Source organism: Marinomonas transparens (genome assembly GCF_016463975.1).
Lineage (GTDB): Bacteria > Pseudomonadota > Gammaproteobacteria > Pseudomonadales > Marinomonadaceae > Marinomonas > Marinomonas transparens.
In genome coordinates this window covers 42,820-66,556 of sequence record NZ_JAEMNX010000026.1, presented here as the reverse complement: position 1 = coordinate 66,556, position 23,737 = coordinate 42,820, and the positions used below count along the sequence as shown (strand labels likewise).

At 44.3% G+C, this 23,737-nt stretch carries 22 protein-coding genes; 4 read left to right on the top strand and 18 right to left on the bottom strand.

Features of this window, described 5'->3' with window-relative positions; all coding sequences use genetic code 11:
- Nucleotides 1-109: 109 nt before the first annotated feature.
- The 6 genes from ispH to murJ form a co-directional block, all read right to left on the bottom strand.
- Nucleotides 110-1,060 (bottom strand): 4-hydroxy-3-methylbut-2-enyl diphosphate reductase, encoded by a 951-nt coding sequence (ispH, locus tag I8J31_RS18000; RefSeq protein ID WP_199469970.1) that lies wholly within the window; start codon nucleotides 1,058-1,060, stop codon nucleotides 110-112.
- Nucleotides 1,057-1,488, bottom strand: coding sequence for an FKBP-type peptidyl-prolyl cis-trans isomerase (locus tag I8J31_RS17995; protein ID WP_199469969.1), 432 nt, complete (start codon nucleotides 1,486-1,488; stop codon nucleotides 1,057-1,059). The genes ispH and I8J31_RS17995 overlap by 4 nt, the downstream gene beginning before the upstream one ends.
- Nucleotides 1,485-1,991 (bottom strand): signal peptidase II, encoded by a 507-nt coding sequence (gene lspA, locus I8J31_RS17990; protein WP_199469968.1) that lies wholly within the window; start codon nucleotides 1,989-1,991, stop codon nucleotides 1,485-1,487. The genes I8J31_RS17995 and lspA overlap by 4 nt, the downstream gene beginning before the upstream one ends.
- Nucleotides 1,992-4,814, bottom strand: a complete 2,823-nt coding sequence (gene ileS, locus I8J31_RS17985; RefSeq protein ID WP_199469967.1) for an isoleucine--tRNA ligase — start codon at nucleotides 4,812-4,814, stop codon at nucleotides 1,992-1,994.
- Between the two features lie 39 nt (nucleotides 4,815-4,853).
- Nucleotides 4,854-5,777, bottom strand: a complete 924-nt coding sequence (gene ribF / locus I8J31_RS17980; RefSeq protein ID WP_199469966.1) for a bifunctional riboflavin kinase/FAD synthetase — start codon at nucleotides 5,775-5,777, stop codon at nucleotides 4,854-4,856.
- Between the two features lie 126 nt (nucleotides 5,778-5,903).
- The gene (murJ, locus tag I8J31_RS17975) at nucleotides 5,904-7,475 is read right to left on the bottom strand and encodes a murein biosynthesis integral membrane protein MurJ (RefSeq protein WP_199469965.1); all 1,572 of its coding nucleotides are present in this window, start codon (nucleotides 7,473-7,475) and stop codon (nucleotides 5,904-5,906) included.
- Nucleotides 7,476-7,705: 230 nt separating this feature from the next.
- Here murJ and rpsT point away from each other — a divergent pair, with 230 nt between their 5' ends.
- The gene (gene rpsT, locus I8J31_RS17970; RefSeq protein ID WP_199469964.1) at nucleotides 7,706-7,969 is read left to right on the top strand and encodes a 30S ribosomal protein S20; all 264 of its coding nucleotides are present in this window, start codon (nucleotides 7,706-7,708) and stop codon (nucleotides 7,967-7,969) included.
- An 87-nt stretch (nucleotides 7,970-8,056) separates the two neighbouring features.
- Here the strand turns inward: rpsT and I8J31_RS17965 are convergent, their stop codons facing one another.
- From I8J31_RS17965 to rplU, 5 genes are all read right to left on the bottom strand, one after another.
- Entirely contained in the window at nucleotides 8,057-8,419 is a 363-nt protein-coding gene (locus I8J31_RS17965) for a diacylglycerol kinase (protein WP_199469963.1), read from the bottom strand.
- 16 nt (nucleotides 8,420-8,435) lie between these two features.
- Nucleotides 8,436-9,560, bottom strand: a complete 1,125-nt coding sequence (gene proB / locus I8J31_RS17960) for a glutamate 5-kinase (protein ID WP_199469962.1) — start codon at nucleotides 9,558-9,560, stop codon at nucleotides 8,436-8,438.
- A gap of 56 nt (nucleotides 9,561-9,616) precedes the next feature.
- Nucleotides 9,617-10,807 carry an Obg family GTPase CgtA gene (gene cgtA / locus I8J31_RS17955; RefSeq protein ID WP_199469961.1) on the bottom strand — a complete coding sequence of 397 codons (1,191 nt, stop codon included), beginning with the start codon at nucleotides 10,805-10,807 and terminating at the stop codon, nucleotides 9,617-9,619.
- A 107-nt stretch (nucleotides 10,808-10,914) separates the two neighbouring features.
- Nucleotides 10,915-11,172, bottom strand: a complete 258-nt coding sequence (rpmA, locus tag I8J31_RS17950) for a 50S ribosomal protein L27 (protein WP_199469960.1) — start codon at nucleotides 11,170-11,172, stop codon at nucleotides 10,915-10,917.
- Between the two features lie 37 nt (nucleotides 11,173-11,209).
- Nucleotides 11,210-11,518 (bottom strand): 50S ribosomal protein L21, encoded by a 309-nt coding sequence (gene rplU / locus I8J31_RS17945; protein WP_199469959.1) that lies wholly within the window; start codon nucleotides 11,516-11,518, stop codon nucleotides 11,210-11,212.
- Nucleotides 11,519-11,801: 283 nt separating this feature from the next.
- Here rplU and ispB point away from each other — a divergent pair, with 283 nt between their 5' ends.
- Nucleotides 11,802-12,782: an octaprenyl diphosphate synthase gene (ispB, locus tag I8J31_RS17940; RefSeq protein WP_199469958.1), complete on the top strand. Its 981-nt coding sequence runs from the start codon at nucleotides 11,802-11,804 to the stop codon at nucleotides 12,780-12,782.
- Nucleotides 12,783-12,839: 57 nt separating this feature from the next.
- Here ispB and I8J31_RS17935 read toward each other — a convergent pair whose 3' ends face one another.
- The gene (locus I8J31_RS17935; RefSeq protein WP_199469957.1) at nucleotides 12,840-13,739 is read right to left on the bottom strand and encodes an alpha/beta fold hydrolase; all 900 of its coding nucleotides are present in this window, start codon (nucleotides 13,737-13,739) and stop codon (nucleotides 12,840-12,842) included.
- A gap of 297 nt (nucleotides 13,740-14,036) precedes the next feature.
- Between I8J31_RS17935 and fabA the strand changes: the two genes are divergently transcribed.
- Together fabA and fabB are read left to right on the top strand one after the other, a co-directional pair.
- The gene (gene fabA / locus I8J31_RS17930) at nucleotides 14,037-14,552 is read left to right on the top strand and encodes a bifunctional 3-hydroxydecanoyl-ACP dehydratase/trans-2-decenoyl-ACP isomerase (protein ID WP_199469956.1); all 516 of its coding nucleotides are present in this window, start codon (nucleotides 14,037-14,039) and stop codon (nucleotides 14,550-14,552) included.
- A gap of 27 nt (nucleotides 14,553-14,579) precedes the next feature.
- A complete protein-coding gene (fabB, locus tag I8J31_RS17925; protein ID WP_199469955.1) occupies nucleotides 14,580-15,794 on the top strand; it encodes a beta-ketoacyl-ACP synthase I in 1,215 nt (404 codons plus the stop codon).
- A 104-nt stretch (nucleotides 15,795-15,898) separates the two neighbouring features.
- Here fabB and I8J31_RS17920 read toward each other — a convergent pair whose 3' ends face one another.
- The 6 genes from I8J31_RS17920 to I8J31_RS17895 all read right to left on the bottom strand — a co-directional run bounded on the left by I8J31_RS17920 (nucleotide 15,899) and on the right by I8J31_RS17895 (nucleotide 23,659).
- A complete protein-coding gene (locus tag I8J31_RS17920; RefSeq protein WP_233402884.1) occupies nucleotides 15,899-16,630 on the bottom strand; it encodes a lysophospholipid acyltransferase family protein in 732 nt (243 codons plus the stop codon).
- 29 nt (nucleotides 16,631-16,659) lie between these two features.
- The gene (locus I8J31_RS17915; protein ID WP_199469953.1) at nucleotides 16,660-17,766 is read right to left on the bottom strand and encodes a 1-acyl-sn-glycerol-3-phosphate acyltransferase; all 1,107 of its coding nucleotides are present in this window, start codon (nucleotides 17,764-17,766) and stop codon (nucleotides 16,660-16,662) included.
- A 47-nt stretch (nucleotides 17,767-17,813) separates the two neighbouring features.
- Nucleotides 17,814-20,741 carry an insulinase family protein gene (locus I8J31_RS17910; RefSeq protein WP_199469952.1) on the bottom strand — a complete coding sequence of 976 codons (2,928 nt, stop codon included), beginning with the start codon at nucleotides 20,739-20,741 and terminating at the stop codon, nucleotides 17,814-17,816.
- A 150-nt stretch (nucleotides 20,742-20,891) separates the two neighbouring features.
- Entirely contained in the window at nucleotides 20,892-21,473 is a 582-nt protein-coding gene (gene smrA / locus I8J31_RS17905; protein ID WP_199469951.1) for a DNA endonuclease SmrA, read from the bottom strand.
- A gap of 108 nt (nucleotides 21,474-21,581) precedes the next feature.
- Nucleotides 21,582-22,268: a single-stranded DNA-binding protein gene (gene ssb, locus I8J31_RS17900; protein ID WP_233402883.1), complete on the bottom strand. Its 687-nt coding sequence runs from the start codon at nucleotides 22,266-22,268 to the stop codon at nucleotides 21,582-21,584.
- A gap of 32 nt (nucleotides 22,269-22,300) precedes the next feature.
- Nucleotides 22,301-23,659: an MFS transporter gene (locus I8J31_RS17895; RefSeq protein WP_199469950.1), complete on the bottom strand. Its 1,359-nt coding sequence runs from the start codon at nucleotides 23,657-23,659 to the stop codon at nucleotides 22,301-22,303.
- Nucleotides 23,660-23,737: the final 78 nt, after the last annotated feature.

The following is a 23,737-nucleotide window of genomic DNA, read 5'->3' as shown; positions in this document are numbered from 1 at the left end:
GTGAAGCCCTGTCCGTGTCAGCGAGGGCGTATATTAAGGATATACAGATTTTCTGCAAGTACTTTTTAGGAATTATTTGAATTAATTATAATAAAGTATTTTGCTAGGATTAAACTTCAACAATACGAAGTTCTTTAGGCATGGAAAAAGAGACGTTTTCTTCACGACCTTTTAACTCTTGAGGAACGCTACCGCCACAGTCTACAAGACGAGTAATCACTTCATTAACTAGAACCTCAGGCGCAGACGCCCCGGCGGTGACACCAACACTTGTAACGCCTTGGAACCAAACAGAATCAATTTCGCTCGCATTATCAATGAGGAAAGCCTTAGCCCCCATTCGCTCAGCCAGTTCTTTAAGTCGATTGGAATTAGAGCTATTAACAGAACCAACCACCAAAACTAACTGAGAGTCTGTCGCTAAGGTTTTCACGGCATCTTGACGATTTTGTGTGGCATAGCAAATATCATCTTTCTTAGGACCACGAATCATTGGGTAATGCTGACGTAAAGTATCAATCACAACCGAAGTATCATCCATAGACAATGTTGTTTGAGTAACAAAGGCAAGACGTTCAGGATCTTTAACAGGAAGGCCCTCAACATCATCAGGATGCTCCACTAAATAAATAGCGCCCCCTTGACGATCATCATATTGCCCCATGGTGCCTTCTACTTCAGGGTGTCCATCATGACCAATCAGAATACATTCCATGCCATCACGAGAATAGCGCAGCACTTCTAGATGTACCTTTGTTACTAACGGGCAAGTCGCATCAAACACTTTTAAACCACGATCAGTCGCTTCATCTCGAACCGCTTTAGAAACACCATGGGCACTAAAGATAACGATGTTGTCATCAGGCACCTGATCAAGCTCATCAACAAACACTGCACCACGAGATTTTAGCGATTCAACAACAAACTTATTGTGAACCACTTCATGACGAACATAGATAGGAGCCTCAAATAAATCTAAGCAGCGATTAACAATCTCAATCGCTCGGTCCACCCCAGCACAAAAACCACGAGGATTAGCCAGTTGAATAGCAAAACTCATGCAGCCTCCTCGATAGCAACAATCTGCACCCTGAAAGTCAGTGAACGACCAGCCAATGGATGATTGAAATCTACCAGCACCTCTTTTTCACCAATTTCGGCAATCACACCCGGCAATTCGTTTTTACTCACATCAGCAAAAGAAACCACCATCCCTTCCTCTAGATCCATATCAAACTGAGAGCGAGGAATACGCTGCACGTTATTTTCATTATGAACACCAAAAGCTTTTTCTGGAGGCATAACAAAGGATGCTTGTTGGTCTATTTGCATACCCAGCAAAGCCTCTTCAAAAGCAGGCAACAAACTTCCATCACCAAACGCAAAGCTCGCAGGCGCTTGTGAAAAATTCGAATCAACAATCTGCCCATCTTCAAGAGACAACTCAAAATGCAATGTAACCTGGCTACTTGCCGTAATTAAACTCATTCTTTTACACCTTCGTGCTTTTTGACCACAAAACCTTCAAACAACATCAAAATCACGCCTATGGTGATCGCACTATCGGCGACGTTAAAGGCGGGGAAATACCATGTCTGCTGCCAATGAAATTGCAGAAAGTCGACAACATGACCGTAAACAAGACGGTCATACAGGTTACCGACTGCACCACCTAGGATAAAACTAAGAGACAAGGCTTCCCAAGGGTTCGTTTTAGCAATCTTCACCAAGCGCCAACTAATACCGACCACAACAGCGATAGCAATCAAAGAAAAAAACCAACGCTGCCAACCACCCGCCTGAGCAAGAAAGCTAAATGCTGCCCCAGTGTTGAACCTCAGAGTCAGATCAAAAAAGGGTAATACAGCAATCTCTTGACCATAAGACAAATTAGACTCAACCGCTTGCTTTGTTATCCAATCTAAAACGAAGATAACAAAAGCCAGCGCCCACCAGCGCTGGAGTCGTTGCCATATCAGCTTGATCGTCATTTAGGCGTAAAGGCGTTGTTCGCCTTCCCCATCTGGTAAATTACTAATGCAACGATCACATAGCTCTGGATGAGCTTCACGCTTACCGACTTCTGCACGGTGATGCCAGCAACGCACACACTTGCTATTACTACTCAATGAAACAGAAACCTTTAGGCTTTCAAGATCTGTTGCTACCGCATCGTCACCCGCATCATCTAAAGGCAAGACTTTCACATCCGATGCGATCAACACAAAGCGCAGCTCTTCACTCAAACGATTCAATGTAGCCTGCAAAGCATCATCGCAATATAGGATAATGTCAGCACTCAAGCTGGCTTTCATCTTACCTTCGCTACGAGCGGCTTCTAACACTTTATTGGTAGCCACTTTGGCTTCAAGCACCTGCTTCCAGAACTCACGCCCCAAAAGCTCATCACCAGCTAACTCATCCAGACCTTCGTACCAAGTTTCAAGGAAAACCGATTCACCTCGTTCACCAGGCATAGCTTGCCAAAGCTCATCGGCAGTAAAACTCAACACCGGAGCAATCCAACGAGTAAAGGCTTCCATTATATGGAACAACGCTGTTTGTGCGGAGCGACGCGCCAAGCTGTTTGGCTGAGTCGTATACTGACGGTCTTTAATGATATCTAAATAGAAACCACCAAGATCAACAGAACAGAAATTTTGAATTTTCTGGTTTACCGTATGAAACTGATATTCGTTATAGGCGGTATCAAGCTCTTTTTGAAGCAATGCCGCACGATCCACAATCCAACGATCCAAGGCAATCATCTCATTCGCTGGCACTATATCCGCCGCTGGATTAAAGCCATTCAAGTTTGACAGCATGAACCGCGCCGTATTACGAATACGACGATAGGAGTCAGCCACACGTTTTAGGATTTCATCGGAAACCGTCATTTCGGTCGTGTAATCAGTAGCAGCAACCCATAAACGAATAATATCAGCACCAAGCGTATCCATGACTTTTTGAGGAGACAGTACATTCCCCAAAGACTTGGACATTTTGCGACCATCACCATCCACGGTAAAACCATGGGTAAGTACTTGCTTGTAAGGAGGCACTCCACGAACGGCAATAGAGGTTTTTAACGATGATTGAAACCAACCACGGTGCTGATCTGAACCTTCAAGATACAGATCTGCGGGGAAATTTAGCTCTTCACGTTGATCGATAACAGAATAATGCGTTACGCCAGAGTCAAACCATACATCCAAGGTATCCGTTACCTTGCTATATTTATTAGCATCCGCACCAAGTAACTCTTCCGCTTCTAAATCAAACCATGCATCAATACCTTCTACTTCGATACGCTTCGCTACTTCTTCGATCAGGCGCGGCGTTTCAGGATGAAGCTCTTGGGTTTCCTTATCGATAAATAAAGCAATTGGCACACCCCAAGTACGCTGACGAGACACACACCAATCAGGGCTGTTATTTAACATCCCTTCCATGCGATTTTGCCCCCAGTTCGGCACCCACTTCACACCTTCAACAGCGTGCTTTGCCGCATCCAGCAGACCTTCTTTGCTCATGCTGATAAACCATTGCGGTGTTGCACGGAAAATCAACGGCGTTTTGGTCCGCCAGCAATGTGGATAACTGTGGAAAATTTTAGACTCTTTCACCAAAGCATTGTTTTTGTTCAATGCCTCAAGAATGGCACCGTCTACTTTGTAAACATGCATACCGGCAAACTCACCGGCAGCATCGCTATAAACACCGTTATCTTGAACAAGATTGATAGTGCCAAGACCGTTTTCACGACCAACATTAAAATCGTCTACGCCGTGGTCTGGTGCTGTATGCACACAACCAGTACCCGCTTCCGTTGTCACATGATCACCAAGAACAACTGGGATTTCACGCTCGAAAAATGGGTGGTTTAACACAACGCCTTTAAGATCAGCACCCACTGCACGACCAACAATACGGTACTCACCGGCGTCATAACGGGCTATCAAGCCTTCAACCATATCTTCCGCCACGACCAAACGTTCTTTACCTAACCCCATGTCCACTTCGACAAGGGCATAGTTAAATTCTGGGTGAACGGATACAGCTTGGCTCGCCGGCAAGGTCCAAGGTGTCGTCGTCCAGATAACAACAGAAACCTTACCTTCTCCTTCGACGCCGGAGAACTTAGCTAATAAGCCAGTTTCGTCCTGCGGCGCATAGCGCACATCCAAAGACAAAGAAGTTTTATCTTGATATTCCACTTCCGCTTCCGCCAATGCAGAACCACCAACCACACTCCAGTAAACCGGCTTAAAACCTTTTACCAAATGGCCATTCTCAGCAATTTTGCCCAAAGCACGAACAATATTGGCTTCCGTCACAAAGTTCATCGTCAGATAAGGATTTTCCCAATCCCCCATAACACCCAAACGGATGAAGTCTTTTTTCTGACCCTCAATTTGTGTGTAGGCGTATTCACGACACTTAGCACGGAACTCTTTATAAGATACTTTGCTTCCCGCCTTACCAATCAGTTGCTCAACCTTGTGCTCAATCGGCAGACCATGACAATCCCAACCAGGAATATAAGGCGCATCGTAACCACTAACGGTTTTAGATTTAACAATAATATCTTTGAGGATTTTGTTAACCGCGTGACCAATATGGATACTACCGTTGGCGTAAGGAGGGCCATCATGAAGAATAAAAGATTTACGACCCTTACTTACTTCACGTACTTTGTTGTATAGATCCATATCCTGCCAATGTTTCAGCATTGCAGGTTCACGTTTTGCCAAATCTCCACGCATAGGGAAATCTGTTTTTGGCAAGTTAAGAGTCGGTTTATAATCACTCATGGTTTATTGATTTATCCTCAAAGATCATCTGTTCACTGATTAAGCAAAGAAGCGTATCGCTTCTTCTTTATCACATTGAATTTGTTTTTCCAGCGCTTCTAAGCCGGCCATTTTTTGCTCTGCCCTAATAAACTGACAGAAAATCACCTGCACGTATTTGTCATACAGATCACCATTAAAATCTAACAAGTGCACTTCCAATATCGGTGTTTTACCTTGCACCGTTGGTCGTACACCTATATTAGCAACGCCATTATAAGAGTCACCATCCACCTTCAGGATAACCGCGTACACCCCAGATAAAGCAGGCTTGGTACCTTTAAGGTGAATGTTCGCTGTCGGAAAACCTATCGTGCGCCCTAGTTTCTGTCCATGAATCACCCGACCACTCATTGCAACCGGGTGCCCCATGCTTGACTGCGCCGCTAATACATCACCACGCTCAAGAGCCTTTCGAATTAGAGTGCTGCTAACTCGCTCGTCAGTAGCATTTAAAACGGACGGCGTATTTTCAACATCAAACCCTTGCTGGTTCCCGAAGCCCTGTAAATAATCAAAATCTCCTTGACGATCACAGCCAAAGCGGAAGTCATCACCGACAACCAAATGCTTAACTGACAAACCGTCTAACAATATGCGCTGACAAAATGTCTGCGCATCTAATTGCTGTAACCTGGGATTAAACGGCATGCAAAGTACATAATCGATGCCCTGCCCTTCTAATAAACGAACCTTGTCGCGTAAACGGCCAATACGACCTGGGGCAACATCAGGAGAAAAAAACTCTCGGGGCTGAGGCTCAAAAATCATGATACCTGCTGGCGAGTGGTAGGTTTCTGCCAGAGCTTTAACTCGCGCTAAAATAGCACTATGTCCTAAATGCACCCCATCAAAATTGCCAATCGTCAGCACACTGTTTTTATGCTTTGAACGGATATTATGAATACCACGTATTAACTCCATAGAACCCCGTACAAAACTATCTCACTCAGCATCGAAAAATAACCGCGATTATATAGCAGTTCAGCACACGAAGGTAGGCCACAACTTGAACAAGTGTCTCCTCACTCCCAAGCCCAAACATAAAGCTTACGAGTGCTTCAATATACTTGGACGCAATCCAGCCAAAACCGCCGCTAGACCATAAACACAGACGCCCGTCACCACAATGATTAAAATTTGCATTACGCGCTGCCCGTCACTCATTTGTGTCCAAATAAGATCCATCTGCAGGAACACATAAAGACAAGCAGCAAGCGCTGAGCTAGCACACAACAAAATTCGCAACAAAGACCACCAAGCTTGAGTAAACACATGATGACCTTTGCTATAAAGGCCTCGCCATAACAAGAAGGCATTAAGTAAGGCTGACAAGCTAGTGGCTAACGCAAGCCCCACATGGCCAAATGGCCACACAAGAATTAAGTTAAACACCATATTCGACACCATGGCGATAATACCGATCCGCACCGGTGTTTTTGTATCTTGACGCGCATAATAACCTGGTGCCAACACCTTAATAAGCATCATAAACACCAAGCCCAATGAATACGCTTGTAAACTTTGCGCTGCTTTCGTCACATCGTTAACAGTTAGCTCACCACGATAGAAAATAGTCGCAATCAAAGGCTCCGCCAACATAAACAACGCAATCGAGGAAGGTATCGCGATCAGCAACAGTAACCGCAAGGCCCAATCTAAAGTTTTTAAAAAGCCACCCGATTCACCACCAGCAAAACTACGAGACAAAGAAGGTAAAATCACTGTGCTAATGGCAATAGCAAAAATCCCTAAGGGTAATTCATACAAGCGATCAGATAAATACAACCAAGTAATGCTGCCAGTCTGCAAAAAAGACGCTAACACCGTATCCAACAGTAAATTAATCTGACTTACTGAAACACCAAATAAAGCAGGGCCAATCAAAATTAAAATTCGCTTTACACCTGGGTGAGAAAAACCTAAACGAGGCATAGGCAGTAACTGTAACCTTGCTAAAAAAGGCACTTGAAACAACAACTGAATCAGTCCGGCAAAAAACACACCCCAAGCCACCGCTGTTTCAGCCTGAGCCGCCGTTCGCGCAAAAAACACAGTCGCAACAATTAAAGAAATATTAAGAAAAATTGGCGTGATAGCTGGAACCGCATATTCTCCATGGGCATTTAAAATACCGCCCGCTAATGCGGTTAATGAAATAAACAACAAATAGGGAAAGGTTATCGTCAATAACTCAGCCGCCAAAGCAGATTGTTCGCTATCAGCAGAAAAACCCGGCGCGAACACATACACCACCCAAGGCGCACACAACATAAAGATCACAGTAACCAGCGACAAGACCAAAGCTAAAGAACCAGACACAGCAGCAACTAACGCACGAACCTCTTCTTTGGTGTCATTCACACGATAATCACTTAAAACCGGAACGAAAGCCTGCGCAAAAGCCCCTTCGGCAAATAAACGACGAAAAAAATTAGGGATTTTAAAAGCAACATAAAATGCATCCGCACTGCCACTAGCTCCCAACACATAAGCTAAAGCCGCATCCCTTACTAGCCCCAAGATACGGGAAAAGAAAGTACAGACAGAAACCAAGACACCAGATCGCAGTAAGGACAAAGACTTACGCGCTTTATTTGAAGAGGAATTGTGTTCCGACATACGACCTTATGCACTGTAAATTGAATAATTGCGTCAAGAATAACACCAGCAGACAACACAACGTAGCCAAATTTATCAACTCATTTCCCTATTATTTGTATAATAGGGTTGTGGCAGCGCGAAAAACTGGTAAAATCCGCCGCGAGATTTTAAAGTTAAAACTTGACATTAATTTCACGACGCAGCAGAGTGCTGTGCCGTTTCTTATATTAAATTAAAGGAGCCAGACCGTGGCAAACTCCGCCGGTTCAAAAAAACGTGCACGCCAGGCAATCAAACGCCGCGCTCACAATGGTAGCCTTCGATCTATGGTTCGTACCTACTTGAAAAAAGTAGATGCAGCTATCGAAGCAGGTAATCAAACTGAAGCACAAGCAGCTTACGCTCTAGCAACTTCTAAGCTAGATAAAGCAGCAGACAAAGGCCTATATCATAAAAACAAAGCAGCTCGTCATAAGAGCCGCTTGAGTGCTAAAATCAAAGCACTGGCCTAATATCTATAAAAAAACCGGCATCGCCGGTTTTTTTATATCTTCTATTTCCCACCACTCTTTGCAAAGCCCTTCTCTTACACAACACCTCTACGTAAAAACAAGCACGCTCCACACAACGACCGCCAGAATCAAGGTCAACATAACAGCCGCTGAACCCAAATCTTTGGCACGACCCGAAAGCTCATGATGCTCATCACTAATTCTATCGACCACAGCCTCAACACTCGAATTTAGCGTCTCAACCACCAACACAAGACCAATAGAAAAAATCATCAAAGCTCGCTCAAGAGCACTATCGCCTAGCCATAAAGCAAAGGGCACCGCGATCAGAAACAAACGCACCTCTTGACGAAACGCCGCTTCATACTGCCATTGGGCGCGCAATCCTTGATGGGAATACTTCATCGCATCAAGAATACGCCCAATACCTGCTTTTCCTGGCTTTGCCATTCCCACTCTCCAATCGCTAAATAATAACCAAATCGTCTCGATGAATTAATTCAGGCTCACCTTGGTAACCAAGAACCTCACCAATGCTCGATGAAGGCTTACCAAGTAATTTTAAGGTTTCGGCCACACTGTAATTCACCAAGCCTCGAGCAACCAAACCACCTTGCTCATCAACACATAAAACCATATCGCCGCGAGAAAAAGACCCTTCAGCATCTTTCACTCCAACAGATAACAAGCTCGTTCCCGCTCGACGCAATGCTCTCACAGCACCAGCATCCAATACTAAAGAGCCTCGACTCTTCAAATGTGCAGCCAACCATTGCTTCCGCGCTGCCAATGGCTCATGCTCAGGCTGTAACCAAGTACCCAAAGATTCACCTAAAGCAGTTCGAACAACAACATCAGGCTCACGGCCCGAGGCAATCAAGGTATCCGCCCCCGAACGGGCCGCTAATCGCGCCGCACGAACTTTTGTCAACATACCACCACTGCCCAACACCCCAGCACCACCACTCGCCATAGCTTCCAAACGCTCATCGGAAGCAAGAGCATGCGATATTAATATTGCATCTTTATGATCACGGGGATTTTTATCAAATAGCCCCTGCTGGTCCGTCAAAATAATCAATACATCCGCTTCTACCAAGTTGGCAACCAAAGCTCCCAGAGTATCGTTGTCACCAAAACGAATTTCATCGGTTACAACCGTATCATTTTCATTCACTATGGGTACAACACCAAGACCAAGCAAGGTTCTCAAGGAAGACCGTGCGTTTAAGTAACGTCGACGATTGGACAAGTCATCATGGGTAAGCAAAATCTGAGCGGTACATAAGCCATGTTTTTCAAAATGCGACTCATACACACCCACCAACTCCATCTGTCCAACCGCGGCAGCGGCCTGCAACTCATTAACCTGAGTCGGTCGAGAAGAAAAGCCAAGGCGCTTCATACCCGCCGCAATGGATCCAGAAGACACTAAAACCACCTCCTTACCTTGCGCACGCAACTGCGCAATTTGCGCCACCCAGAGGCCAATTCGAGCAACATCCAAGCCCTGACCATCATTGGTCAATAATGCGCTACCTATTTTGACAACTAGACGTTGCGCCTTTGCTATTTTATCTCGCGTTCCCATGCCTTCACTTCACCTACTAAGCCACTTCACTCATCAAACCAACGCACCGGATCAATTTAGCCAACGTACTCTACATCTACGTCGTAATCATCTTCATCAAAATCGTCATCATCCAACAATTTGCCCGCTTTACGACGCTTTTCACGCAACGACATAATACGGTTGCGACCTTCCTCATCAATCAAAGCACGCATCGCCTTCTCTTGTTCACGTGCCTCAGGATCCTCCGCTAGCAGCTCACGCTGAGCCTCCAGAGCAGTCATTAAGTCAAGGCAAAGCACTTCTGTTCCCTCACCTGATATGGCCGAGATACGATAAGCCTTACCTTCCCACCCAAGAGCATCAATCACACTCTGGCAGCGTCCTTCTAATTCATCTTCAGGCACCATGTCAGTTTTATTCAAAACCAACCAACGATCACGCTGTGCTAAAGCAGGACTAAATTGATGCAATTCATTCACCGCAATAACGGCTGCCTCAGCTGGAGTAATTTCATCCCAAGGCGCCAAATCAACAATGTGCAGCAAAATACGGTTACGCACCAAATGCTTCAAAAAGCGAATACCAAGGCCAGCCCCTTCTGAAGCCCCTTCAATAATCCCAGGAATATCCGCAATAACAAAACTCTGATGCTTTTTCACTTTAACCACGCCCAGATTAGGCACCAAGGTAGTAAAAGGGTAATCAGCTACTTTTGGTTTTGCTGAAGACACAGCACGAATGAAGGTCGATTTACCCGCATTAGGCAATCCCAACAAACCCACATCCGCTAGAACCTTCATTTCAAGTTTGATGGTACGCTCTTCACCAGCAGTACCTTTAGTCGTTTGGCGAGGCGCACGGTTAGTACTGGATTTAAAGCGAGTATTGCCTAGTCCGTGATGACCACCCTGCGCAACTTTCAATGACTGGCCAACTTTCACCAAGTCACCTAAGGTTTCACCTGTATCCTCATCAATAACCGTCGTCCCCACAGGCACCATTATTTCTAGATCAGGCCCCTTAGAACCCGTCATATCACGACCTTGACCACCTTCACCTGACTCAGCGATGTACTTTTTCGTAAAACGAAAATCAATCAAGGTGTTAAGAGACTCATCCGCCACCAGCACAACACTGCCACCGTCTCCGCCATCACCACCATCAGGACCGCCTTTTGCAACGAATTTTTCACGCCAAAAGCTCAAGCAACCATTTCCGCCTTTACCTGCTCGCACATAGATACTGGCTTCATCAACGAATTTCACAGAGACACCTCTTCGGTGGGTTATCAGAATTAACAAACTCTGATTATAGAATTTTTCCAAAAAAAAAGCCCCGCGTTGCGGAGCTCTTTTTAAGTTTTTAGTAGCTATTAAGCAGCGACAACAGAAACTGTACGACGCTTAAACTTACCTTTTACTTCAAACTTCACTTGACCTTCAACAACAGCGAACAAAGTGTGATCTTTACCAATTTTAACACCTGTTCCAGGGTGGAACTGAGTACCACGCTGACGAACAAGAATGTTACCTGGGATCACTACTTGACCACCAAAACGTTTGACACCTAATCGTTTCGACTCGGAATCGCGACCGTTACGAGTACTACCACCCGCCTTTTTATGAGCCATGACTTACCCCTTGAATTTGAATAATTTAGCTTAGCGCTTAGTTAATACCAGTTATTTTCACTTCCGTGAACCACTGACGATGACCCATACGCTTCATAGAGTGCTTACGACGACGGAATTTCAAAATTTTCACTTTGTCACCACGACCGTGTGCAACAACCTCTGCTGTTACCTTAGCGCCTTCTACAATAGGAGCACCAACTTTAACGTCGTCGCCATTGCTTACAAGAAGAACGTCATCGAATTGAATCGCGCCACCTTCTTCAACAGCTAATTTCTCAACCTTAAGGGTTTGGCCTTCTTCTACACGGTATTGCTTACCGCCAGTTTTGATCACTGCAAACATGTTCTTCTCCAATAAGATTTACCCGGCTACTGAAATTGAATTTGACCTACTTCTAGTGGTACCAAATCCCTGCCCTAACCGGACAAGAACTCACTAACCATATGATAGGGAGCAAAATGTGGGTAAATCGGACGCGAGATTGTACAAAATCACACCACTTAAAACAAGCACAAAGACAAAGCTTTGTGCATTTTTCGTATTTTAGGTTGACCGCAGCCACCCCCTTACCTAGCATGGTGCCCACTTGCTGTTCAGCTTGAGACTATTTAGCTTCGGAAATCGCATGCAACCTACAGAAATCCATGACGTTGTCGCCAATGAATTTGGTCAGGTCAATGAATACATAATGTCACAGCTTAGCAGTGATATTCCTTTAATTGAGCAAATCGGCTATTACATTATCAGTAACGGCGGAAAGCGCTTAAGGCCTCTATTAGTATTATTGGCTGCACGAGCCAGTGCACAGCTAAATAATATGCAATTGCATCAAAGCATACAGATGGCGACCATTATTGAATTCATTCACACTTCAACTCTATTACATGACGATGTCGTTGATGAATCAGACATGCGCCGAGGCAAAAAAACCGCCAACGAAGAATGGGGTAATGCACCCAGTGTTTTAGTTGGTGACTTTCTCTACTCTAGAGCTTTCCAGATAATGGTAGATGTGGGCAGCATGCAGTGCATGGACATCCTCGCTAAAACCACCAATGTGATTGCTGAAGGTGAAGTCCAGCAACTCATAAACTGCGGCGACCCTGATACAACAGAAGAAAGCTACCTAAAAGTCATTCAATACAAAACAGCCAAACTGTTTGAAGGCGCTGCCTTATGTGGTGCTGTTATTGCGCAAGCCAATACAGAGCATCAAGAAGCACTAAGGTGCTACGGAATGTATGTCGGTACCGCATTTCAATTAATTGATGATGTGATGGATTACACTAGTACGGCAGAAGAAATGGGCAAAAGCGTTGGCGATGACCTTGCTGAAGGTAAACCTACTCTGCCTTTGATTTTTACCATGAAGCACGGAACCCCTGAGGCAATAAAACGAGTGAAACAGGCCATTTTAACCGGCGGCCTCGAGCAACTGGAGACCATCATCAGTGATGTGCAACACTGTGGTGCCATCGAATACACTCAGCAAAAAGCACAACAACAAGCCGATTTGGCAATTAAAGCCCTTACCTGCTTACCTGAATCTAAATATAAAACAGCACTTATTGCATTAGCCAATGCATCAGTGAAACGTCGAAACTAACTTCCTACTCCATGTTATGGTCACCAAGGGATAAAACACACATCAAGATGTGCTTCTTTATCCCTTACTTTCATCTAAAACATCCAAAACCAATCGCGCTGCCTTCTCAGTATCTTGCAACATAAAGCAATGTCCACCTTCGGCTTCAACAACCCTAATATTAGGATTCAAATGTGCCGCAAGCTGATAAGCTTCCTTGAAATGCTTATAAGTATCCTTACCTTGAATAATAAAAGTCGGCACCGATATTCGGCGAATAGCTCGCCAGACACCCTTTGGGGCAGAAGCAAAAATAGCCGCCTCCATCCAAGCAGGGCAACCAAGCTGATAATGTCCTTTACTATCTTGCTTCGTTGCATAAGTAATATAATCGTCTAAACAGGCCTCTTCCCATCCTTTAAAGGTCCCCCGCTCATAAAAATTGTTTTTCACCTGAGCAAAACTGTCCCATTGAGTACGACGACGCAGCGCCTGCTTTGCTAAAGGAGTATGGTAAGCCACCCCTAGAAGCTTAGCGGCATGCATCATCCACAGAAGCCTCGGAGGAAAAAGAGCTGGATCCAACAACACAAGCCGACTAAACAGCTTGGGGTCTCGCTCACTCATCAAGGTCGTCATAACACCGCCGAAGCTGTGCCCTATTCCAATCAATTCCGAACTCTTTAATCTTTCTTTTTGAGACTTTAAAGAATTAGAGAAGCGTTTCTCGGTGCCATTCCAGCCGACAAATTGTTTTCCTGATGGCGACATTCCATGCCCTGCGGCATCCTGCATCAGCAAATTATAACCGTCCAGTTTTAACAAAAAGCGGCGGTAAGTTTGTACGGCAAAACCATTCCCATGAAGGAAGTGAAGTGTTGGTTTGTTTTCATCAATTTGACTGCGATAGCCCTGAATATAACCTTCCCCGAACTCATGTTTCCATGGCTCTAACGCTAGACCTTTTTCCCTATTCATACAGATACTCAAATTCACTTAAAAGGTTTCAAACCATTAGATTACCAGAAAAAAACAGGCCAATAATAACCAGAGCAAAATCAATGTTTTCTTCAATACACCACAAATACTTCACCAATCTCTAAATAAAAGGCAAAAACAATCAGATTTCATACAGTTGAGATGGTTTTTTTCAGCGCAAACATTCATATTAGAGCCCCAACCCGATATAATTAGCTAGATTTTATACTGCTAACTGAACCACGCAAATCAGCCAGGCTATTTAGGTCACCGGCTAGATGTGGATATAGGACTATAATGACTACAGCTTCATCATTTGAAAAAGACGAACTATTAAAGTGCGGCCACGGAGAAATGTTTGGTGCAGGTAATGCACAACTTCCTGTCGGTAACATGCTAATGATGGATCGTATCACAAACATCACAGTCGACGGCGGCGAACACGGTAAAGGCGAAATCATCGCTGAACTCGACATCACTCCTGATCTTTGGTTTTTTGCTTGCCACTTCCCTGGCGACCCAGTTATGCCTGGTTGTCTTGGACTAGATGCTATGTGGCAATTAGTTGGCTTTTTCCTTGGCTGGAAAGGCAACAAAGGTCGCGGGCGTGCTTTAGGTTCAGGTGAAGTGAAGTTCACCGGACAAATCCTCCCAACCGCTAAAAAAGTCACCTTCCACATTCAACTTAAGCGTGTCATTGAGCGTAAGTTGGTAATGGGAATTGCAGATGGAAGCGTATCCGTTGATGGTCGTGAAATTTACACAGCAAAAGATTTGCGTGTAGGTCTCTTCACTTCTACAGATAACTTCTAAAGACTAAGAACAAAAAGAGGCAAATATATGCGTCGTGTAGTAGTAACAGGCCTTGGCATTGTCAGCTGCCTAGGCAATGACAAAGAGAGCGTTTTAAATTCCTTGCGCGAGGGCCGTTCTGGTATTCGTTTCGCTGAAGATTACAAAGAATATGGCTTTCGTAGCCATGTTTGTGGTCGCATTGATTTAGACGCAGAGAGCATTGATCGTAAAGTTCGCCGTTTTATGGGCGACGCTGCAACATATGCCTATGTGTCTATGCAACAAGCCATCTTGGATTCAGGATTAACAGAAGACCAAGTGTCCAACATCCGTACTGGCTTAGTCGCCGGCTCTGGCGGCGCATCTGCTAAAAACTTAGTAGATTCAGCGGACACTCTTCGCAACAAAGGCGTCAAACGCGTCGGTCCTTACCGTGTGACCCAAACCATGGGCAGTACAGTCTCTGCTTGTTTAGCAACACCTTTTAAAATCAAAGGCGTTAACTACTCAATCACATCCGCTTGTTCTACCAGTGCACATTGCATTGGTAATGCCATGGAGCTTATCCAATTAGGCAAGCAAGATGTTGTTTTTGCTGGCGGCGGCGAAGAAGAAAGCTGGACTCAAACCTGTATGTTTGATGCCATGGGTGCTCTATCTTCTAAGTACAATGAAACACCAGAAAAAGCCTCTCGTGCTTACGATGCAAACCGTGATGGTTTTGTTATTGCTGGCGGTGGCGGCATGCTCGTTATTGAAGAACTAGAACATGCAAAAGCTCGTGGTGCAAAAATCTACGCGGAACTAGTTGGCTACGGCGCAACATCCGATGGTTATGACATGGTAGCCCCTTCTGGTGAAGGCGCAGTACGTTGTATGCAAATGGCAATGAGCACCATTGATGGTGACATTGATTATATCAATACCCATGGTACAAGCACTCCCGCTGGAGACATGAAAGAGCTACAAGCTGTAAACGAAACCTTTGGTGAGAACATTCCATTGGTTAGTTCTACGAAATCTTTATCAGGCCACTCACTAGGTGCCGCAGGCGTTCATGAAGCTATCTACTGCTTGCTCATGATGGAAAACAAGTTCATCACGGCTTCTGCAAACGTAGACGAGCTTGACCCTGCTGCTGGCAATATACCTGTAGTGACAACTCGTAAAGATAATGCAGATCTTAACTTGATAATGTCGAACAGCTTCGGATTTGGCGGCACCAATGCTAGCCTAGTATTTAAAAAATACGACGCATAAATCTACCTGTTTCTGAAAAATCAAAAAAGCCGCATTATCAATGATGCGGCTTTTTTATTATTCTTGTCCCGTCCTGAAATAGGTTTACAGCTGGCTAACTAAAATTAGTCTATTCCTTTCGGCAATTTTGCCATTTCTGCTCGCATCCACGCACTCATTTCATCATGTAACTCAGATGTTTTCTTACCTTCCGATTCAATCACGGGACCAATCACCAGACGAATCGAGCCAGGAAATTTAAAAAAGCTCTTACTTGGCCATGCATATCCCGCATTGTGTACAACAGGTAAAATCGGCACCTTAGCTGAAGTCGCCAACATAGCCGCGCCTTTATTAAACTCTTTCTCTTCCGTAGGCTTAATACGTGTTCCTTCAGGAAAGATTAATACCGACCGTCCATCCTCTAATCGCTCTTTACCTTGGCTAATAATTTGTTTTAGCGCATTGGTGCGTTTGGAGCGGTCGATGGCAATAGGCTGTACCATTTTCAATCCCCAACCAAAGAAAGGCACAGACAATAGCTCTTTCTTTAACACTGTTGATACCGGTGCCATTAACACTTGCAGTACATAGGTTTCCCATTCACTTTGATGGTTCGCCACCAGCACAACAGGACGATTTTTATCAATATGCTCTCGACCAATAATTTCAACCTTCACACCACAAAAAATCCGAAAGACAAACAACAAACCTTTGTTATGCTGATTAAGTACTGGCTGGCGATAATCTTTTGGCAATAGTAGCGTCGCAATCGGTGCGAGTATCCCAAACAGCGCCGTGGATAACATATAGTAAACAAAGAAAATGATTGAGCCGACCCGTGATCTTAATGACATACCTACACTCACAATAGCTACCTCAATTCTTATACATTTAGATATTTTTTCTGCTGTTTCAACGGGTTGGCATACATTGCCAGCACAGTCTCTCGAAGGTCTTCTGGGCAGCTATCAAGGTAACCAGAAAATGCACTGTCAGTTGAGGGCAAGCCTTGCTGAAGAGCCAACGCTGCCTGATGGGTCGGTTGGATGGCATAATTCGTAATAATCTGGCGATCCACCTCCTCTACAAACTCTTCAGCCGTTTCAAAGCCTTCTTTAATCACATCACCAAAGGTAACAACTACCTTACCTTTTTGACCGACAATGCCATTTTTAATACTGTCAATATCTTCAAACTCTGCTTTTTCATAATTTCCTGTGGTCGACTTTTGATGGAGCTCATTGGCTTTATCAAAAGCACAAGGGTCATATTCATAGGAAATAGAAACAGGCACCACTTTCAAATTCGCCATGGCAGTAGAAAAAGAGACTTTTTCTTTCTTTTGACTCATGAAAAACATTTTAATAATAGCGGGGTCGGTTTGATCAAGACCGTCTTTAGCCCGACCCTCTTTTTGCGCAATCCAAATATTGCATTGATCCTGCGTTAAAGATTGTGTGATATAGCCCGATAGCTGGCCAAAAGCCGCCATCATTTCACGAATACCATTTGCCGAACGTTTAACGATAAAGCTTTTATTCAAACGCATCAGATCCGACACAAAAGGGCGGCGTAAGAGGTTATCACCTATCGCAATTCGTACCGTATTCAACCCCGCCAAATACAGACCATAGTTAACAAAAGCGGGGTCCATCGCAATGTCTCTATGGTTCGAAAGAAACAAATAACCCGTTTCTTTATCCAGTTTTTCAATACCACGATACTCCACACTAGATGTCGTGGTTTTGATCATACGTTCCATATAGTTTGCAACAATCATCTGAAAATCATGGACGTTAGAAATTTTGGATATTTGACGCTTTAGAACCAACTTCACACAAAAAGCCAAAGGCGCTTGTAGAAACTTCGGCCACTGGGCGAAACGAAAACCAATAATCGTATTAATAAAGTCTGGCGTTTCTACCAGGTTACTCAATACCTCAGCAACTTCAGCGTCGTTGTAAGGGCGTATATCGTGAAACTGATCCATTTAATTTTCCGTAAGTTAAAAAACTAGCTCGTTTTTATTATCTGATTTTATGCTTCAAGTGCTTGAATCTCGAAGCCTAAAGCCTCTAATTCATCGCGTTTCGCTGTTGCCGTTACCACTGCAACACTTTCATTTTCTTTTGTCAGATAAGCTCTCGCGACTTTCTTCAACTCATCGATCGTCACCGCTAAAATATTAGCTCGGTACTTTTCTCGATAAGCCAAAGAGCGACCATGCAAATCCACATAGAAATCGCCTTGCGCTTCACCTGCGGGAGAACCAGGCTTATCCATTGAACCTATTACACCAAGAATCGCTTCTTCTAAAGATTCCTCTGAATGGTCTTCACTTAATAGCCACTCAATGGAAGCATCAAAGTCCGCTAAGGTTTCTGTTAAACGCGGGTCACGATAGGAATAAAAACGGAAAGCGCCGGTGCTGCCATCAAAACTAGCACCACCACCGTAGGCACCACCTTGCTCACGAATAGTACGATGCAGGAAACCATTACGTAGAAAACCACCCAATACGGTTAACGCCGCTACATCAGGGTGATCACCAGACACGGTACGAAAAGCCTTACTACAGAAGCTTACTTGTGTGGAGGTTAACCATGCTGTTTTAATTGATTGATTCACTTTAGGGAAAGTAAAGTGATTAACATTTTCGCCTTGCGGTAAATCAGCAAATACAGGTAGAACATCCGTTAAAATCTGCTCTTCGTATTGCGGCTCTGCCACCATAAGTAATTGCTTCGATGCTTTTAATATCTTGCCATGTAAGCGAGAGAAAATAGTCAATACCGCCATTGCGGCACTATCGTCTGCCTTCAGAGCATCATCCAATGCTATCGCAGAGCGAATACCCGTCATACCTCCCCATGCTTCTTGCTGCGCAGAATAACCAGAAATACCACTTGCTGCGGCCGTCATTGCTAAAGAGTGGCCTTGTCCAGTAATAGACTGCTCACGACGAGCACGACGTTGAGCCACCAGCTCTTTTACTCGTGAAACTTCGTCAAAGCGCACATTCATGATGGTGTCTTTTAACAATTCACTCATCGCCACTACGTTGGACACCAAAGCTTTTGAGTTCAATACAAAGTAACCGTTAACCGACTGGCGATCTTCCAAGGTAGCACGAATTGAATTAGACGCACCCAAACCACCACACACCTGAGCCTGACGCTCCTGAACCGCTAAATAATCTTGCTCACCCACACCTAGCTCGGCAATTAAAGAAGAAAACAAAGGTAAATAGCTCATTTCCTCTTCATCCAATTCAGGTAAGGCAATCACTAACTGTTGATAAACTAAACCATTCGTACCCTGTGGATAAAAAGTAACAGGCAAATCACCTGCTTTTTTATGCTTATCGTATTGAGGCAAACGCGCCGGGACATCCTCTAAACCGACCTTGGGTAAGATACTCATATCATCGACTTGCGACTGACGCTCTTTCAACGCCGCACTACGCTCAATAATGTTTTGTTTTTGCTCATCCGATAACGCCGCTTTAATTCGGCTCAAGCGATCTTTTTCCGCCTTATTACGGCGTGCCTCAAGGACGTCATCAGGGCTCAATGTTAAGGTCACTCGATGAGCATTCGATAACAGCAAGCTTTTAATCAAATTAGGAATATATTGGCGATCAAGCACCTTCCCACGCATGTCCGCAATCACAGGGTCCAAATCAAGCTGAGCAATCACATCACCAGAATGCACCGCAGTAGATAACCCAGCCAGAATCAATTGCAAACCGTAAGGGTAGCCGTCACCACCAATTTCACGTTGGCTCAACTCCAGTTGATGCAACATGGCATCAACCATATCCTGCGGCACGCCATTTTCAGCAATGTCTTTCAATGTCGATACAATAAGCGCTTCGACTTTTCCTGCATCTTCTCGCTTCACACCTTCAAGACCACACATAAAACTCATTTCTTTATTGCTGTCTTCTAAGCCACATAACGGCGAAGGTGCTCGGCCTAGATCGCTGCCTTCCAATACACGAAGCAATGGCGAAGCACTGTTATCTAGCAATACATTAGACAACAACTGGGCTTCAAACTGCTGCGCAAGATCAGTGCTCTCACCCAACAACCAAGCTAACACCACATGGCTACCATCTTCCTTCACTTCTTCTGCCGCATAGCCTTCTTCGACACGAACGGGAGAGAAATAACGCTTAGCATTTGGCACACTAATCTGTGTATCAAGACGCTCAAAACGACTCAAAACTTTCGTTTCAAATTCGGCTTGTAAGGCTTCAGCAGAAATATCGCCAAAAGTCATAAATACAGCGTTAGAAGGATGATAGTGAGTGCGATAAAAGGCCAAAAGGTCCTGATAAGACAAATCAGGAATGTCCGTTGGCTCTCCACCAGAATTAAAGTGATAAGTATTACTGGGGAATAAATACTTAGTTAACGTCTGCCACAGTACTGATGTAGTGGAACTCATCGCACCTTTCATCTCATTAAACACAACGCCTTTGAAAGTCAGATCAGACTCAGCATTCTCCGGTTCAGCAAACTCCAAGCGATGCCCTTCCTGAGAAAAATCCAATTCATCAAGACGAGAGAAGAACACAGCATCTAGATAAACCCCCAAAAGGTTATTAAAATCTTTTTTGTTCTTACTCGCGAATGGATAAGCCGTCCAATCTGAAGACGTAAAAGCATTCATAAAGGTGTTCAGGGAACGACGAATCATCATAAAGAAAGGGTCACGGACAGGAAAACGCTCAGAACCGCACAATACAGTGTGCTCTAAAATATGTGCGACACCACAGGAATCTGTCGGTACCGTTTTTAGTCCCACCAAAAAGACATTTTCGTCATTATCAGAGGCAATATGAAAATGCTTAGCACCAGTAACGGTATGTTCAAACTCTTGAACGGTAACATTAAGAGCGTCGATGAACTCACTGCGAAGAAACGTGAACGCAGGATGGTGCGCGGTGTGATTTGCCATTATCTACCTCGATAGAATTAGAATACGATGACTAAAATGTTTGGGGCAGCTTGAACAATCTCAAGACAGCAAAGTGACGGGATTATAGCAAAATTATGGCTTTTACTGCACGAACAAACGTGAAGCTTTCATTTTGAAACACGCAAGAAGTTAACGCTTTTGATGCTGCTCCCAATTCTCCAAACGTACTTTTTCACTTTTTTTAAAAAGAACGTACACAGCGCCTAGACCACCATGATGCTTTTGCGCACTATGAAACGCCATCACAGTATCAAGATCCCGCAACCACTTATTAATATAACTCTTAATCATCGCCTGATTCGCAGGATCTGGAGTACGATCTCCCTTACCATGCACGATAATAGCAACACGAATGTCGTTACGCAGACAATCGTCAGCAAATTGATATACCTGATCACGGGCCTGAGCCACAGTATGACGATGTAGATCTAACCGCGCCTCAATACCATATTTTCCTTGTCGAAGACGTTTAAATACCCCCTCCTGAACACCAGATCGTTTATATCCCAGCACATCATTAGGTTCGACTTTTTCGACATAGTCTTGTGACAAATGATTTTTATCTGCTTCTTTAACGATCAAAGCTGCTGTTTGACGAACTTGAAAATCAACCTGAGGACCTTTCTTCCTCAAATACACCTCGTTCTTTTCAAGTTGCTTAATACCAGCCACTTCTTCAGCAAACAAAGATGCATCATCTTCGTCATTCACAACCTACACCCTCTTTGAACCCATTCATCACATTAATGATACGACCCGTTACTAACAAAGGCCCCAAAATAGGAGCCTTTACTAGGAAAACATTAGCTTTTCAAAAAATCAAAACGGAATATCATCGTCAAAATCATCAAAATTTGGTGCTTGTTGTGGCTTTGGCTCAGGAGCTTTAGGGGCTGGAGCACGTTGCGGTGCGGCTTGAGCTGGAGCCTGTTGTGGTGAGTTGCCCCAACTACCGAAAGATTGTGGTTGAGCCTGAGGAGCAGCTTGTGGCGCTGCTTGAGCTGGAGCTTGATAACCTCCTTGAGGCTGATTAAAGCCTTGCGGTGCTGCCGCAGCAGGCGCTTGCCCATAACCACCCTGTTGAGGGGCTTGTTGTGGCGCATTACCATAACCCCCTTGACCAGCATCATAACCACCTTGCTGAGCATTCCCCGCGTCATTACGACCATCTAGCAATTGCATTTCACTGGCAATAATTTCTGTCGTATAACGTTTAATGCCGTCTTTTTCCCACTCACGGGTGCGCAATGAACCTTCTACGTAAACTTTTGAACCTTTCTTAATGAAATCACCCGCAATTTGCCCTAGGCGGAAGTTACCACGATCCATAAAAGACACTCGGTGCCATTCTGTACGCTCTTGCATCTGACCTGTTTGCTTATCACGCCAGCTTTCGGTTGTTGCCAAACTAACATTGGCAACCGCTGCACCAGATGGCATAAAACGTACTTCGGCATCGTTGCCTGCGTTCCCAACTAAAATTACCTTGTTTACTCCACGAGCCATGATGTTCTCCAACTAAAATACAATAATGTTTTTTAAAGATTCACTTGCGGTGCAAGACTCGACAAAGTGTCTTTATCTAATATTTTTTTATCTACTTTAAGATAAGCCGTTCGCTCATCTATAAAAATTTGCATATCTTCCACGCCTTGGACTTGAGCCAACTTATCCGCCAGACTAGAAACATCCTCGTCACTAATATCTGGCAAGCTAAATGCTAAACTACTCAACTGAGGTGGTTTAGGCTGAATTAGAGATACCAACGCCCACGCGGCAAACACAACGCCAACCACCCAAAATACAGCACTACTAGAATGATGTTGCAGCAACCAACCACCGACGACACCACCAATAAAAGACCCCATGAATTGGTGGGTTGAAAATACCCCCATTGCGGTACCTCGATAACCAACAGGAGCAAGCTTACTTACAAGAGAAGGTAAAGTGGCTTCTAGGCTATTAAAACCAACAAAATAGACCCATAACAATAGACCAAACACCCAAACATGGGGCGCCCATTGTAATAATACAGAACTAAAGCCTAACAGAACCATCACCGCCACCAATACGGCTTTCATTTGTCCCTTAGACTCAGCAATAATCACTAATGGTAACATACCGACAAAGGCAAAACCCATGACAGCTAGGTAAAGCCAGCTATGACTAGGTAAAGGGAAATCATACTGATTAATGAGCAGATTGGGAATGGTAATAAACAAAGCCGTCAAGCTAGCATGCAATAACAACACACTGATATTTAAAAAACGTAATTGCGCATTTTTTAATACTCGACCTAGTGCAACAAGGCTCGGGGTCGTATCACGACGAAAAGTATGCTGCACCACATTAGGCACAGCAAACAAAATGAGCAAAATACCAAACAAAGAAAAGACAAATGATAGGTAGAAAAGACCTGACAAGCCAACTAGAGAAAACACCCAAGGTCCTAACACAAGAGACAACATAAAAGAGGCTCCTATACTAATACCTACCATCGCCATGGCTTTGGTCCGATTTTGCTCACGGGTCACATCACTCAATAACGCCATCAAGGTACTTGCAATAGCACCTGCACCTTGAACTGCCCGTCCCATAATGAGTATCGTGATGTTATCCGCATTGGCACAAATCAAACTGCCTAAAGCAAACAGCACGAGGCCAATGACAATGACACGCTTACGACCAATCTTATCCGACCACATTCCCATAGGAATCTGCAAGCTAGCTTGAGTGAAACCATAGATGCCAATCGCCATGCCAATAAGGGCCGCATCTGAGCCATCCAAACCATCTGCCGCGACACTAATCACAGGTATAATGAGGAATAAGCCAAGCATTCTGAACAAATAAATTAACGCTAACGCCAATACAGAACGTCGTTCGAGTAGATCCATAAGGAGATTTACAACCGCTTAACTTAAAGATGAATAAAGAAAGATGTCCATTTTACAAAAAATACCGTTGAAGCTCCA